Raw genomic sequence first — 14,399 nt, 5'->3', positions numbered from 1 at the left:
GCATGAATCTCGCCACCTGGCTCCGCATCGTAGCCATCCTGATCGGCGCGCTCGCACTTGCCGCGCTGATCTGGTTCGGCGGCCCCTTCCTTGCCTTCGGCGACGTGCGGCCGTTCGAGTCGTTCTGGGTGCGCCTGCCCGTCGTGGTGCTGCTGATGCTCGGGGCGCTCGGCTGGATCGCGCTCATCGTCATCCGCCGCCGCAAGGCCACCGCCGCGCTGACGGAGGCGCTGGAGAAGGAGGAATCGACCGGCGACGGCGCGGCCCTCTCCAATGCGATGAGGGACGCGCTCGCGACACTGAAGAGCGCGCGCGGCAAGGGCGGCGACTATCTCTACGACCTGCCCTGGTACGTCATCATCGGCCCGCCCGGCGCGGGCAAGACCACGGCGCTGGTCAATTCCGGCCTGAAATTCCCGCTGGCGCGTGGTTCGACGCCGGCGGCCGTCGCCGGCTCCGGCGGCACGCGCTATTGCGACTGGTGGTTCGCCGAGGACGCGGTGCTGATCGACACCGCCGGCCGTTACACCACGCAGGACACCGACACCAAGGCCGAGAAATCGAGCTGGCTCGCCTTTCTCGACCTGCTCAAGACCAACCGCCCGCGCCAGCCGATCAACGGCGTCCTCGTCGCGATCAGCGTCGAGGATCTGCTGACCTCGACGCCGGAGGAAATCGCCGCCCATGCCGACGCGATCCGCGCCCGCCTGCTCGAACTGCATGAGCGGCTGAAGGTCGATTTCCCGGTCTACGCCGTCTTCACCAAGGCCGACCTGATCGCCGGCTTCAACGAATTCTTCGGCTCCCTGACCGAGCCGCAACGGCGCATGGTCTGGGGCCACACCTTCCAGACCGCCGACAAGACCCGCAACATGATCGGCGACGTACCGCCGGAATACGACGCGCTGATCGAACGGCTGAACGAGCGTCTGCCCGATCGCTTGCAGGACGAGCACAATCCGACCGCTCGCGCCCAGATCTTCGGCTTCCCGAGCCAGATGGCGACGCTAAAGCGTTCGATCGTCGATTTCCTGACCCGCGTCTTCGAGCCGACGCGCTACCACGCCAATGCGACGCTGCGCGGCTTCTATTTCACCTCGGGCACGCAGGAAGGCACGCCGATCGACCAGCTCATTGGCGCGCTCTCGCGGAATTTCGGCTCGGACCACGCCGGCGCGGCCTCCTTCTCCGGCAAAGGCAAGAGCTATTTCCTCACCGAGCTGATCCAGAAGGTGGTGATCGGCGAATCCGGCTGGGTCTCGACCGATCTCGGGGCAGCGCGCCGCTCGACCGCGCTGCGCATCGCCGGCTTCGCCACGGTCGCTCTCCTGTCGCTCGCCGCGCTCGGACTGTGGTGGACAAGTTTTTCGCGGAACAGCGACCTGATCACCGCGACCAATTACGGACTCTCCGACTACCGCAGCGCCGCAGCGCCGGTCCTGCAGGAGACCACGATCTCCGACCGCAACTTCAGCCGCATCCTGCCGCTGCTGCACAAGCTCAGGAACATGCCGGCCGGCTACGCCACGCAGGAGGAGCCGACGCCGACGCTCGCCACCTTCGGGCTCAGCCAGCGCGAGCGCCTGCAGAACGCCAGCGAGATCACCTACCAGCAGGGTCTGGAGCGAATGCTGCGCCCGCGCATCATCTTCCGGCTGGAGGAGCAGCTCGAGCAGCAAGCCAACAACCCCGGCTTCGTCTACGAGGCGCTGAAGGTCTACATGATGATCGGCGGCCAGGCGAAGATGGACCGCGACCTCGTCACCTCCTGGATGCGGCTCGACTGGGCCGAGAACCTCTTCCCCGGCCCGGCCAACGCCAAGGGCCGCGAAGCGCTGGAGGAGCATCTGACCGCAATGCTCGACCTCGACGAGGGCGATAGCGAGCCGGTAGTGAAGCTCAACCAGTCGCTGATCGAACAGAGCCAGCGCACGCTGCGCCGCCTCAGCATCGCCGAGCGGGCTTATGAATTGCTGCGGACGCAGTCGCGCAGCGACAGCGCAAAGGACTGGGTCGCCTCGCAGCGGGGCGGCTCCGATGTACGACTGGTCTTCGAGGGGCTCAGTGGCGAAGACCTCGACCAGATCCGTGTGCCCTATTTCTACACCTATGACGGCTTCCAGAACGCCTTCATCGGCCGGCTCGGCGATATCGGCGACCGCATCGAGAAGGAGCGCTGGGTGCTGGGCGAGAATGTCGACCAGCAGGCGATCACCGCCCAATACGCGACGCTGTTCCAGGATCTGATGAAGCTCTACAGCCGCGACTATGTCGCAACCTGGCAGAAGACGCTGAAGCGGCTGAAGCTCCGGCCCCTCAACGCCGACAAGCCGCGCTATGTCGCGCTCAGCGCCATCTCGGCCGCGACCTCGCCCTTCAAGCAGATCCTCGAATCGCTGCGCGACGAGACGCAGCTCACCAAGGAGCGGCCGAACGCGAAGAAGGCAGTGGCGGAGGCCGCCGCAAAACAAGCGGCGCAGACGCTCGACCAGCGCGCCAGCCAGGCGCTGGGCCGGCTCGGCACCAACCTGCCGATGGCCTCGGCCGGCGTCGATCGCGTGCTGGCCGGTGGCAACGACGTATCGCTCGGTGCCGATATCGAGGCGCAGTTCAAGCCTTATCACGTCCTCGTCGACGGCGATCTCGGCCGCAGGCCGGTCGACCAGCTCCTGCAGACCTTCTCAGAGATCAACCAGAACCTCGCCACCGCGGCGACCAACCCGAGCCAGTCGGCAGCAGCGAACGCCGCGCTCGTCCCGCTGATCGCGACGCTCCGCGCCAATTCCTCCCGCTACCCCGCCCCCTTCGACGGCATGATCGTTCAGGCGGTCAATGACTTCGAAGGCGACGCGACCGGTGCCACCGTCGCGCTGCTGCGGCAGGCACTGGCGGAGCAGGTCACCGGCGTCTGCAATGAGATCGTCACCAACCGCTACCCCTTCACCAAGGCGAGCGCCCGCGACGTTCCGCTCGCCGATTTCGCCCGGCTCTTCGCGCCCGGCCAGATCATGGACAAGTTCTACAAGGAGCGGCTGGAACCCTTCGTCGATACCTCCAAGCCACAATGGAGCTGGCGCGCCGACAGCCGCGTGGCCCGTGCGCTGTCGCCGACGACGCTGCGTGAATTCCAGCGCGCCAGCGAGATCAAGGAGGCCTTCTTCCCGACCGGCGGCAACCTGCCCTCCTTCCAGATGGTGGTGACGCCGACCGCGCTCTCGGCTGACGCATCCAGCGCCAAGCTGGAAATCAACGGCTTCACCGTGACGAGCCAGCAGGGCGTCAACACGCCGGCCCCAGTGATGTGGCCGGGCGGGGGCGTCGGCAAAACGGCGATCACGCTGACCTTGGGCGGCGGCAGCAACAATTCCGGCGGCATGTTCGGCGGCGGTTTCTTCTCTTCCGGCTCGTCCGCGCCCCAGGGCGAAGCCAAGCTGTTCGAGAAGGACGGCACCTGGTCCTTCTTCCGCCTGCTCGACGCCGGTTCGGTGCTGAAGCAGGGTGACAATGTCGGCTTCACGCTGAATGCGGGTGGCCGACAAGTGGGTTACGCCTTCGGCGTCGGCTCGCTCAAGAACCCGCTGATCCTGCCGGCGCTGCGGGAAATCCGCTGCCCTTCCGGGATCTGACCCGTGCCCTGCGGCCTCTTCGGCAAGCTCCCCGCCAAGCGCGACTTCATCGCGCTGAACGCTCCCTCCGGCTTCCTCGCGGTCTACGAGAAATGGCTGCAGGGCGGGCTGACCGCGAGCCGGCTCGAACTCGGCCAGCGCTGGCAGGAGGCCTATCTCAATGCCCCGATCTGGCGCTTCTGGCTGGGCGCTGCCCATGGCGGCCAGGCCGTCGCCGGGGCCTTCATGCCCTCGGTCGACGGCATCGGTCGCTATTTTCCGCTCACCATCTTCGCTGCAGCCGGCCCCGGCGCCGCCATCCCGCCGCCGGAGCTCGACCCGCAGGACCGATGGTTCGAAGCGGTCGAGGATTTTCTGCTTGAGGCGCTCGATCCGGGAGCGAGCTATGAGGCGGTGGCCCAGCGCCTCGCCGCCCTACCCCTTCCCGACGACCAGCTCCTCGCCGCCCCGCCGCAGGACATGGTGCGTCTGTCCGACGGCTCCATCGTCACCGCGGCGATCTCCTCCGGTTTCCCGGAGCGGCTGGCGGCGCTCCGCGTCGAGGACCACGCCCGCGCCTATGCCCATGCCTCATATCTCTGGACCGTCGGCGGGCCGAATTTCGAGCCGCTGGCCCTCATCGGCCAGGCCCTGCCGGACCCCTATCTCTTCTCCGGATTGCTGACTGGCCGTTTCGATGCCCATCTCGAACCCGAGCATGTCGGGTCATGAGGGTTGCGCCATGAACGACGCCCCGCGCGAGGCCTCCGACTTCGAAACCGGCTGCATCAGCCACACCGGCAAGGTGCGCAAGGCGAACGAGGACAATTTCATTCTCCGTCCCGAAGTCGGCCTCTGGGCGGTGGCGGACGGCATGGGCGGGCACGAGAACGGCGCACTGGCCAGCGCGACGGTGGTCGCGGCGCTGGAAGGGGTCGGCGCGGCCCGCTCGGCCGCCGACCTGCTCGCGATGCTGGAAGACAGCGTGCTCAAGGCCAATGAGACGCTGCGCGAGGAGATTCGCCGGCGCGGCGCCACCATGGGCGCGACCCTTGTGGTGCTGCTCGTCCACCAGCGTCATTTCGCCTGCGTCTGGTCGGGAGACAGCCGCATCTATCTCGTGCGCTCCGGGCAGATCACGCAGGTCTCGCGCGACCACACCGAGGTGCAGGACATGGTCGATCGCGGCGTGATGACGCCGGATGAAGCGAAGCGTTCGCCGCGTCGCCACGTCATCACCCATGCCATCGGCGTGCACGAGATGCCCGAACTCGACATCGAAAGCGGCGAGATCGCCGATGGCGACGTCTTCATTCTCTGCTCGGACGGACTAACCGAGCATGTCGCCGACACGGAGATCCTGGCCGCCGTCGAGGCCGGCAGCGCGCAGGAAGCCTGCGACGCCCTGCTGGCGCTGACGCTGGAGCGCGGCGCGCGCGACAACGTCACGGTCATCATCGTCCGCTATCGACAAGGCTCGGCCGAAAGGACACGCTGGATGCCGAACCGGCGCACGGCAGGGGGTAGCCCGTCATGAGCGACGATTCCGAGCGCACCGTGATCGCGCCCCGTGCGAATGCGCGCATCGGCACGAAGCTCAACGGCATCTACGAGATCGAGAGCCTGATCGCGATCGGCGGCATGGGCGAGGTCTATCGCGGCCGCGCTATCCAGACCGGCGATGCAGTGGCGATCAAGATGATCCGCCCCGACATGGCCCGCGACGAGGCGGTGCTCGCCCTGTTTCGGCGTGAGGCGGCAGCCCTGCACAACCTCTATAACGAGGCCATCGTCCGCTACTACGTCTTCGCCATCGACCCGGTGACGGAGACGCCCTATCTCGCGATGGAGTTCGTCGACGGCCAGCCGCTTTCGGAGCGCATCAAGGAGCGGCCGCTGACCGTGGAAGAGGTCGACGTGCTGCGCCAGCGCGTCGCGCCGGGGCTGCATGCCGCTCACCGGCTCGGCATCATCCACCGCGACATCTCGCCCGACAACATCATCCTGCCGGGCGGCGATCCCTCCCGCGCCAAGATCATCGACTTCGGCATCGCCCGCTCCAGCATCCTCGGCGAAGGCACGGTGATCGGCTCGGGCTTCGCCGGCAAATACAACTATGTCTCGCCCGAGCAGCTCGGGCTCTATGGCGGCGAGGTCTCCGGTCGCTCCGACATGTATTCCTTCGCGCTGGTGCTGGCGCAGGCGCTGACCGGGCGGCCCATCGACATGGGCGGTTCCCAGGTCGACATCCTCGACAAGCGTCGCCGCCTGCCCGATCTTTCGCAGGTCGATGCCACCTTGCGCCCGCTGCTGGCGCGCATGTTGGCGCCCGACCCTGAGAACCGTCCGGCCGACATGGCCGAGGTCGCTGCCTGGCAACCGCAAGCGGCCGGAAAGAAAGTCCCTTCCGCCAGTCATCCGCCCGGGAAGCCCGGGCGCTCGCCCCTGCCTCTGGTCGCAGGGGTTGCAGCGCTTGCGCTGCTCGCCGGCGGCGGCGGCTTCTACGTCTGGACCACCCTGAAGCCCGCCGAGACCAGCCAGACGGCGCGCCTGCCGGCGGACGGCCCGCCGCCGCTCTCGGAGCAACCCGCTTCCAGCCGGCCTGGCTCCGCCAGCGGCGTTCCCCAGCTCTCCGAGGCCAAGCCCGAAAGCCCGGTCACGCCGCCTCCGGAGCAGAACACAGGCAAGCCCGCACAAGCGAATACGAGTCCGCCCGCTGCCCCTCCATCGCCGGTGCAGGCGCCTCAACCGCAGAAGCCGAGCGAAGCGCAGGTCGCCGTCAACACCGAGAGCAGCGCACCTCCGCCGCTAACGCCGCCGGCGCCGGTGACGGAGGCGCCCGCGGCGAAGCCACCCCCCGTCAGCCAGACGAAGCCGCCGGCTGTGCCTCCGATCGCCCAAACCAAACCCGCGGAGAAGCCCCCCGTCGTCGCCGGCACCACGCAGAAGCCACCCGTCGAGGCCACCAGCACCCAGCAGCCTTCGCCGATCGTGCAGGAGCCCGATCCGCGCACGCCGGCCGAGCGCATCGAGCGCTATATCCGGGACTATGACGGCGGCTCCTGCTTCTTCCTCTGGCCGCTCGAGATCGGCGATCGCAAGGCCGTGCTCGAAGGCTTCGGCAGCGGCACTGAGCCCTTCGTCGCCTTCGACAAGGCCTTCAAGGCAGCGCAGGGTTTCGAGGCGCAGATCAATCTGCGCCCACTGACCACCGCGCAATGCCCGATGGCCGATTTCCTGCGCCAGCTGGGCGTCGCGATCGACCGTGGGGTCAAGCTTCAGATCGGCAACTTCAACATGAAGAGCGGCGAGGTGCTGAACGGCGCCGTCGAAGCCGGCGGCGGCCTCAATCTCGACGTCGTGCTCATCGGCGACGACGGCCTCGTCTACAATCTCGCCAGCTTCATGAAGCGCGAGGGCGACAAGGTCACCTTCAACCTGAAGCTCGAATCGACCGGTGGCGCGGCGCGTCCGCAGACGGTTCTGGCGCTCGTCAGCCAGGCGCCGCTGCCGGCACTCTCCGGCCCCAACCCCTCTCCGGCCGGCGAGTTCTTCAAGAACCTCAAGCTCGACCTCGCCCGCCAGACCGGCAAGCTCGGCCTCGGCATCAAGTATTTTCGGATCGAGTGAGGTTCTGCATCGTCGTCGCGCGGCGCGCCGGGCCGCGCTCCCCTCACATCTCCCGGTAAAGCACGCCCCATTCGTCCTGCCAGACGCCGGCCGCATCCTCGACCACGATCGGCGCGCGGATTTCGTTGGCCAGGCGGATCGCGGTGCGGAAAGCGTCCTTGGCGGCCATCTCGTCGCTGACGAAATCATTGACGAGATGCCCAGCCGCGAGATCCGCCGGGCAATGCACGCGCCCGAAAGCCTCTCCGCCGCGCGTCGACAGACTAAGTGTGATCGCGTCGGCCTGCGGCTCGTCGACCTGTTCGAAACGGTTGCCGGCCATGGTCGTCACTCCTTCCCGAGCCCCGGCCCCGGCGGGGAATGAAACGCCGCATGCGGAATTGCCCGCGGCAAGAGGCAGTCGTTCGCAGCATCATTTCTTCGGCTGCGGCCGGGCGAGGCCCGGCCCCATCGTCGGCCGGACCGCGCTGTAGCGGTCGAGCCTGACCTTGATCATGTCGTTGAACTTCTTGTGGACCTCGGAGACCGAGAGCGTCTTCGTCTCGCCGCCCGCATCGGCATAGAAGATCGGCCGGTTGGCCTGGGCTGGCTTCGGCAGCAGCTCGGCCGCCTTGACGCCCGGCTGCTCCTCCATCGTCTCGATGAAGGTCTGCGCTGCATCGGGCCCGAGGAAATGGATCAGATAGATCTCGCCGCCGGTGAGGTGGCGGCCGAGCGCCCGCTCCAGCCTGAGCGTATCGCGCTTCAGCATCTCCGCCGCAAGCAACGCCGAGATATAGGGCTCGCGCCGCATGTCGAGGATGCGCTGGCGCTGGCTCGAATCGCTGACGACGAATTGCCGGCCGGACTTGCCGATCAGCTTCACATCGGCGGCAAGCCCGTGCTTCGCGCCGAACTCGTAGATCACGCCGAGCCAGGTCTGCTCGATGAACTGGTAGAGGCCTGTCGCCGAGGAGGTCTGCGCCTTCACTGCCGTCGAGAAGGAGGATTCCTTGTCCGCGACGGCCATCAGCAGCGTCGGATCGGCGCCGACCACCTTGCTGGCCCGCACGATGGTGTCGACGAGGTGGCGGCGGATCTTGATCGGCCCGAAGCTCAGGACCTGGTCAGGATCCCCGCTGGAGATCATCGGTGGCGGCTGCGGTGCCCCGCTGGGCGAAGCCGGCCCCGGGGGCGGCGCGCCGCCGGGCTTGGGTGGCACCAGCAGGATGTTTGACGGCAGCTGCAGCTGATTGACCGGGATCTGCTGCGTCGGTGCATCGTCCTGCGGCTTGATGTTGGCGAGCGCCGGATCGTTGTCGAGCGCGAACTGGGCCGCTTGCCGAGCGCCCTCCAGATCCTGCTCGACGGAGGACAGGATCAACGAAGGACGTGCCGGCGCGTCCTTGAGAGCCGGTATCACCCGTTCGGACGCAAACTCCGCATCTTCCGGCGGCCGTTCCTGCTGCTGCAGCCGCGCATAGGCGAGCGCGACGACCGCAGCCACGACGCAGGCGACGCCGGCCGCAACACCTGCGATCGCCATCCGCCCCGAGGACGCCTTCTTCGGAACCGCCACGAAGGCTTCAGGTTCGGATGAGGCCGCCCGTGGCGCGGGAGATGGCGGTGCTGGCGACGGTTTCGGCATGGGCGAGGCTGGCGGTGGCGGCGAAGGCGCGACACTGGCAGCAGCCGGCTGTGGCCTCGGCGGCTGTGCTACCGGCCGCTCCGGCAACGCGGCCGGAACGATGGGCTCGCCCCTCCCGGTCACGAGCTGCGTCACGGCAACAAGCCACGGAGAAGCCCCCTGCTCGCCGAGCGCGGTGAGTTCGTCGACCAGCCGCTTGGACGCGAGTTGGGGCAACCCCGCCTCGCGGGTCAGCGCCGCGACGGCGGCCTTGCCCGGTTGCTCGGCCATCAACTTCACGGCGAAGAACCAGTGCTGGAGTGCGATACGCCGGCTTTCCAGTGGCGTGCCGTCCGCCGGATGAATCAAATAGTTGCAATGGTTGCAGGCGAAGCCACGCAGCTTCGGCCGCGCCTCGAAGTGCGCAGGCCTGCCACAGGCCGGACAAGCCATGCTCGTACCGCCATGGCGCAGACGCATCAGCGCGGCGAGGCAGGCCTCTTCCGGAAATGCGTCCTGGAACTGTCGGAAGCGCTCGCTCATCCCGACGATCCGCGCCCTCCCCTTGCCTGACGCAAGGTTACGCCTCGCCGCCACCAGCGACAATCGTCAGCCATGCAGCAGCCCGAGCCGTGCGACATCCTTCAGATGCATCGCGACTTCAGCCGCCGTCGCCTTTTCCGGCAGGTCGGGCGCGGCGACGCCCTCCGTCCGTGTTTGGTCGAGGAAGCGATTCATCTCGTCGAGCAGCATGCGCTCGTCGCGCGAACCGTCGAGCAGGCTGACGAACTTGCGGACCACGACACTGTCCAGCAGCACGGTGCGATGGCGCAGATCGGTGACCTCGGCCGAGGTCGAGGCTTGCCAGCGGGCGACGTGGCTGGCCGCGGGGCGCTCGGTAACGACAGTCGTGAGCGGCGGCGGCTCGAGCCTGACATCGAGGAGGCCGGTCCTGAAGATCGCAAGCAGCGCCTCTTCCAGTCGCGCGCTCTCCCGCTCGCGGTCGAAATCGGCGCCGGTCTCGGCCGCGGCGATGTCCAAGGAGCGGTTGACGAGATCGGCCCAGGGCATGTTTGCCGGCCACGCCTCCCCGAGGATGTGCAAGGCCGCCTTGCAGGCCGGCAGGTCCACCGAGAGCTTGACGCCCTCCTCGAAGGTAAAGCGCTCGATACCGGGCCTGACCTCCTCCTCGTCGCGAGCCGGCTGGACATCGGCCGCGATGCGATAGGGCCGCAGCGCATCGGGCTCGATGCCGCGCCGCAGCGGCAGATCGGCCCGACACAGCAGTGTTTCGCGAAAAGCCCTACCGATCAGCAGGTCGAGCGCCTGCTCACGCTCCAGGGGCGGGTCGAGCGGGATCGCCGCCAGCATCCGCTGCGCCGCCCCCTTCGCGGCACCGTACATGTTCGGAAAGGAGGCCTCGGCCAGGAACTGCAGCCCGTGCCGCCCGGCTGCCGTAAGAACCTCGTGCAAGGCGAAGGGGCGCGCGATCGGGTTGAGGTCATCGTGATAGAGCACGTTGTCCGGCAGTTCCTCCACCTGCTTCTCGCGCTGGCGCAGAGCGGCACCGTGAAAGCTGTCCGGATCGCTTGCCTCGGCATAGGCCTTGAGCGCCGCTCGCGCAGTCCGCACCCGCTCGCGCGGATCGGTGATGTCGCGCGTCTCGAACAGCATGACGTCGCGAGCCAGATCCCGGAAGTGACAACCCGGCAGCGCGTTGTAGCTGACATAGGCGACGCCTTGCGGCGCCAGCAGTTCGCCGAACAGCGCGAGGATGCGCTCGCGCACCGGATCCGGCACCCAGGAATAGACGCCATGGACGATGATGTAGTCGAAGCTGCCGATGTCCGCCGTGACGGTGAGGATGTCACGCTGTTCGAAGGAGATGTTCGCGAGTGCGAGTTCGGCGGCCGAGGCGTTCGCCTGCCGGATCGAAGTGCCACTCAGATCGATGCCGAGGAAGCGGCTCTGCGGATATTGAGCCGCCATCGGAATGAGGTTGCCGCCGCGCCCGCAGCCGAGCTCGAGCACCCGCATCGCCGCCGGCATCCCCGGTTGCATGCCATGGAAATGCGCGATCGTCGCCAGCCGCGAAGGATGCGTCTGCGCGAAGGAATGCCCCGGATAGGCTACCGCGTCATAGGGGTTGATCGCTGGCTCGCTCGTCATCGCCGTCCGCCCCGGCACCGATGCATCCATTGCAGCCCATGCCCGCATCGCGTGCTTCATTCATTTGAAGGAGCGTCCTGGGGATCACCCACGATCCGGCAGCGCGAACCTTGCGTAACATCGCGCGAAACCGCGATGGTGGCGAGTGTCGTTTCACGATGCCGGCTACGATTGCGCCTTCTGAACCGGCGCAAAGCCGCGTAGGATTCGGATCATCTCGGCGAGGGTCATTCCCGTGCGCAGCAGCAAGCTCATCCATCTCGTCAGCTGCCACGCCGCCGGCGAGGTCGGCGACGTGATCGTCGGCGGTGTCGCCCCGCCGCCGGGCGAGACGCTCTGGGAACAGTCACGCTTCATCGCTCGCGACGAAACGCTGCGGAATTTCGTGCTGAACGAGCCGCGCGGCGGCGTCTTCCGCCACGTCAATCTGCTGGTCCCGCCCAAGGACCCGCGCGCCCAGATGGGCTGGATCATCATGGAGCCGGCCGATACGCCGCCGATGTCGGGTTCCAATGCGATCTGCGTCGCCACGGTGCTGCTCGACAGCGGCATTCTGCCGATGCAGGAGCCCGTGACCGAACTGACGCTCGAGGCACCCGCCGGCCTGATCGATATCCGTGCAACCTGCCGGGACGGCAAGGCGCAAAGCATCAGCCTGCGCAACGTGCCGGCCTTCGCGACCGAGCTCGACGCGGCCCTGGAAATCGAAGGGCTCGGGACGCTGACGGTCGACATCGCCTATGGCGGCGACAGCTTCGTGATCGTCGACGCGCCGGCGCTCGGCTTCGCCATCGCTCCCGACGAGGCTCGCGATCTCGCCGAGGCCGGCATGAAGATCACCCGCGCCGCCAACGAGCAGCTCGGCTTCGCTCATCCCGGCGGAACCGGCTGGAACCACATCTCCTTCTGCCAGTTCGCCGCTCCGGTCGAGCGGGTCGGCGGCGTGCTGACCGGCCGCAACGCGGTCGCCATCCGCCCCGGCAAGATCGACCGCTCGCCGACCGGGACCGGCTGCTCGGCGCGGATGGCCGTGCTGCACGCGCGCGGCCAGCTCGCCGTGGGCGAGCCCTTCATCGGCATCTCGATCATCGGCTCGCGCTTCGACTGCCTGATCGAAGCTCTCACCCGGGTCGGCGAGACCCCGGCCGTCGTTCCGCGCGTCACCGGCAGCGCCTGGATCACCGACACGCGCCAGCTCATGCTCGATCCGGCGGATCCTTACCCGGCCGGCTACCGGCTCTCGGACACCTGGCCGCAATGGTGAGCGGCCCGCGATCGCGGCGCGGCGGACAATAAAATCGCACTCCTCCCCCAAATGGGGGGTGTGCGCCTGGCGATAGGTTGCGACGGTTCCGGTGCGGCGCTGGAAATCGGTCACATGAAAGCAGGTAAGAAGTTGTCGGTTGCGTTTCGTCGCGCCAGGATCAGGCGCTTGAGCGCGGAAACAGCCAAGCCGAGCGATACGGCGCCCGCGAAGGTGCCGCATCTGCGGCTGGTGGTTTCGAACAACACAGCCCCCAAGCGCTGACGCGCAAGACGTCGGCTATCGGCCGCGCTTTCGGAAAGCGTGGGACTGTCCTGCCGATCCTCCCCGGCACGGCCTCCGCCGCCCATCTTGTTTCGCACTGACGATAGACTGCCGGGCTCCCGTTCCGCCCGGCGACGTCAAGCCGGTGCAAAATCGCACCGGGCAGCGACGGGAAGCGGCCTGGGCGCTTGACTTCCTCCGCCATGATGGGGAATTTGGCGCCCGTCGCGGGTGTAGCTCAATGGTAGAGCAGCAGCCTTCCAAGCTGAATACGAGGGTTCGATTCCCTTCACCCGCTCCAGCTTCCTTCGCTTCGAAGCACAAGGCATTGGCGCCGATTCTTAAACTCGAATCTTCGCCTGTGAAGCCAAAGCAAACCTGCCAGTCGTAATCCGGGCTGGGCGCCGCGCCGGCCATATGATTTGCTGACCGAATGGGACACGGGGATTCTATTCGGGGCGATGATATGAGCCTGCGCCAGATGAGGCTTCCGCAGCCCGCAGCCGGTGCCGCGGTCGCGCCTTGCAAATCTGCTCGGCGAAACCGGTGATGACCGCGACCGCCAAGATGCCCCGCGCCGAGACGGCGGTCGCCGAGGCCGTCGCGGCCCAGCGTGTCTGGGTCGAAGAACTGTTCGGCCGCCTGGCCGCCGGCAGCCGCGGCGAGCCCGGCATTACCCGCGACACCTACGGCCCCGGCGAGGATTTCGGCCATCGCCTGCTCGTCGAGCACGGCAAGGCGCGCGGGCTTTCGGTCTCGCATGATCTCGCCGCCAACACCTATGTCACCCTCGCTGGTCGAGACTCCGCCGCTCCGCGCATCCTCATGGGCTCGCATCTCGACAGCGTGCCCCATGGCGGCAATTTCGACGGCGCGGCGGGCGTGATCGCCGGGCTGGTCGTCATCGAAGCCCTGCGCGCGCTCGGCATCGAGCCGCGCTGCGACGTCACGTCGATGGGGGTGCGCGCCGAGGAGAGCGTCTGGTTCCAGGTCTCCTATATCGGCAGCCGATCCGCTCTTGGTACCCTGCCGGACGGTGCGCTCGAAGCCAGGCGCATCGACGACGGCCGCGTGCTTGCGGCGAGCATCGATGCCAGCGGCGGCCGATCCGAAAGCATCCGCCGGCGCGAACGCCATCTCGATCCCACCGCGATCCGGGCGTTCCTGGAAATCCATATCGAGCAGGCGCCGAGCCTGGTCGAATCCGGGCTGCCGGTCGCGATCTGCACCGGCGTGCCGGGCAATTTCCGCTATCCGGATGCGCGCATCGTCGGGCGGCACGACCATGTCGGCACACCGCGCCGCTTCCGCCGCGACGCCGCCATGGCGGGTGCCGAATTCGCCATGCTGCTGGACCGGATCTGGCTGGAAGAGGAGGCCGCCGGCTTCCCGATGGCCGTGACGCTCGGCCGCTTCCACACCGATCCGACCGTCCACGGCCTGACCACGGTCCCAGGCAGCTTCGCCTTCAGCCTCGACGTGCGCGCCTACGACCCCGCCGTGCTGGAGCGGGTCGAGGCCAGGATGCTGGCTGCCCTTCCCGAGATCGAGGCGCGCCGCCGCGTCACCTTCGAACTCGGCGCGCGCGCCAGCGCTGCCGTCGGACCGGTCGATCCCACGATCGTCGCTGGGCTCGAGGCGTCTGCCGCCCGCCTGGGCATCGCGACCATGCCGCTCGGCAGCCCCGCCTCCCATGACTCGGCGGCCTTCGCCGCTGCCGGCGTGCCCATCGCCATGCTGTTCGTGCGCAACGAGTACGGCAGCCACAACCCGCAGGAGGCGATGGAAATCGACGACTTCCTCACCGCCTGCACGATTTTAGCCGACTGGGTGGCGCGGGAAGTCGCCTGAGTCGAAAGGC

9 protein-coding genes and 1 tRNA gene are annotated in these 14,399 nt (G+C 67.7%); 7 read left to right on the top strand and 3 right to left on the bottom strand.

Annotated elements, in window-relative coordinates; genetic code table 11:
• Positions 1–2 precede the first annotated feature (2 nt).
• Genes tssM through CE453_RS13185 form a run of 4 tightly spaced genes read left to right on the top strand, consistent with a single transcriptional unit; the run spans position 3 to position 7,235 of the window.
• Positions 3–3,626, top strand: coding sequence for a type VI secretion system membrane subunit TssM (gene tssM / locus CE453_RS13200; RefSeq protein ID WP_089175009.1), 3,624 nt, complete (start codon positions 3–5; stop codon positions 3,624–3,626).
• 3 nt (positions 3,627–3,629) lie between these two features.
• Entirely contained in the window at positions 3,630–4,337 is a 708-nt protein-coding gene (gene tagF / locus CE453_RS13195; RefSeq protein WP_089175008.1) for a type VI secretion system-associated protein TagF, read from the top strand.
• Positions 4,338–4,347: 10 nt separating this feature from the next.
• Positions 4,348–5,142 carry a PP2C family protein-serine/threonine phosphatase gene (locus tag CE453_RS13190; RefSeq protein ID WP_089175007.1) on the top strand — a complete coding sequence of 265 codons (795 nt, stop codon included), beginning with the start codon at positions 4,348–4,350 and terminating at the stop codon, positions 5,140–5,142.
• Complete coding sequence (locus CE453_RS13185; protein ID WP_089175006.1) at positions 5,139–7,235, top strand: serine/threonine protein kinase; 2,097 nt, start codon at positions 5,139–5,141, stop codon at positions 7,233–7,235. Before CE453_RS13190 ends, CE453_RS13185 begins: the two co-directional genes overlap by 4 nt.
• Before the next feature lie 43 nt (positions 7,236–7,278).
• Here CE453_RS13185 and CE453_RS13180 read toward each other — a convergent pair whose 3' ends face one another.
• The 3 genes from CE453_RS13180 to CE453_RS13170 form a co-directional block, all read right to left on the bottom strand.
• The gene (locus CE453_RS13180; RefSeq protein WP_089175005.1) at positions 7,279–7,557 is read right to left on the bottom strand and encodes a hypothetical protein; all 279 of its coding nucleotides are present in this window, start codon (positions 7,555–7,557) and stop codon (positions 7,279–7,281) included.
• Positions 7,558–7,647: 90 nt separating this feature from the next.
• Complete coding sequence (locus CE453_RS13175) at positions 7,648–9,384, bottom strand: transglycosylase SLT domain-containing protein (protein WP_089175004.1); 1,737 nt, start codon at positions 9,382–9,384, stop codon at positions 7,648–7,650.
• A 66-nt stretch (positions 9,385–9,450) separates the two neighbouring features.
• A complete protein-coding gene (locus tag CE453_RS13170; protein ID WP_198302336.1) occupies positions 9,451–11,010 on the bottom strand; it encodes a methyltransferase domain-containing protein in 1,560 nt (519 codons plus the stop codon).
• A gap of 235 nt (positions 11,011–11,245) precedes the next feature.
• On the opposite strand from CE453_RS13170, the gene CE453_RS13165 reads away from it, so the two are divergent.
• From CE453_RS13165 to CE453_RS13155, 3 genes are all read left to right on the top strand, one after another.
• The gene (locus CE453_RS13165) at positions 11,246–12,274 is read left to right on the top strand and encodes a trans-3-hydroxy-L-proline dehydratase (RefSeq protein ID WP_089175002.1); all 1,029 of its coding nucleotides are present in this window, start codon (positions 11,246–11,248) and stop codon (positions 12,272–12,274) included.
• 491 nt (positions 12,275–12,765) lie between these two features.
• A tRNA-Gly gene (locus CE453_RS13160) sits at positions 12,766–12,839 on the top strand.
• A gap of 248 nt (positions 12,840–13,087) precedes the next feature.
• On the top strand, positions 13,088–14,389 hold the full coding sequence (locus tag CE453_RS13155) for a Zn-dependent hydrolase (protein WP_248308057.1): 1,302 nt from the start codon (positions 13,088–13,090) through the stop codon (positions 14,387–14,389).
• The last annotated feature ends 10 nt before the right edge of the window (positions 14,390–14,399 follow it).

It is taken from the genome of Bosea sp. AS-1, assembly GCF_002220095.1.
Taxonomy (GTDB): Bacteria; Pseudomonadota; Alphaproteobacteria; order Rhizobiales; family Beijerinckiaceae; genus Allobosea.
Note: the sequence above shows the minus strand (reverse complement) of the source record. Positions and strands in the feature narration are given on the sequence as shown.

What these genes read in the sequence shown, in the direction of transcription:
- tssM (WP_089175009.1), top strand. Translation starts at nt 3, where the DNA reads ATGAATCTCGCCACCTGGCTCCGCATCGTAGCCATCCTGATCGGCGCG.
- CE453_RS13190 (WP_089175007.1), top strand. Translation starts at nt 4,348, where the DNA reads ATGAACGACGCCCCGCGCGAGGCCTCCGACTTCGAAACCGGCTGCATC.
- CE453_RS13185 (WP_089175006.1), top strand. Translation starts at nt 5,139, where the DNA reads ATGAGCGACGATTCCGAGCGCACCGTGATCGCGCCCCGTGCGAATGCG.
- CE453_RS13180 (WP_089175005.1), bottom strand. Translation starts at nt 7,557, where the DNA reads ATGGCCGGCAACCGTTTCGAACAGGTCGACGAGCCGCAGGCCGACGCG.
- CE453_RS13175 (WP_089175004.1), bottom strand. Translation starts at nt 9,384, where the DNA reads ATGAGCGAGCGCTTCCGACAGTTCCAGGACGCATTTCCGGAAGAGGCC.
- CE453_RS13170 (WP_198302336.1), bottom strand. Translation starts at nt 11,010, where the DNA reads ATGACGAGCGAGCCAGCGATCAACCCCTATGACGCGGTAGCCTATCCG.
- CE453_RS13155 (WP_248308057.1), top strand. Translation starts at nt 13,088, where the DNA reads ATGACCGCGACCGCCAAGATGCCCCGCGCCGAGACGGCGGTCGCCGAG.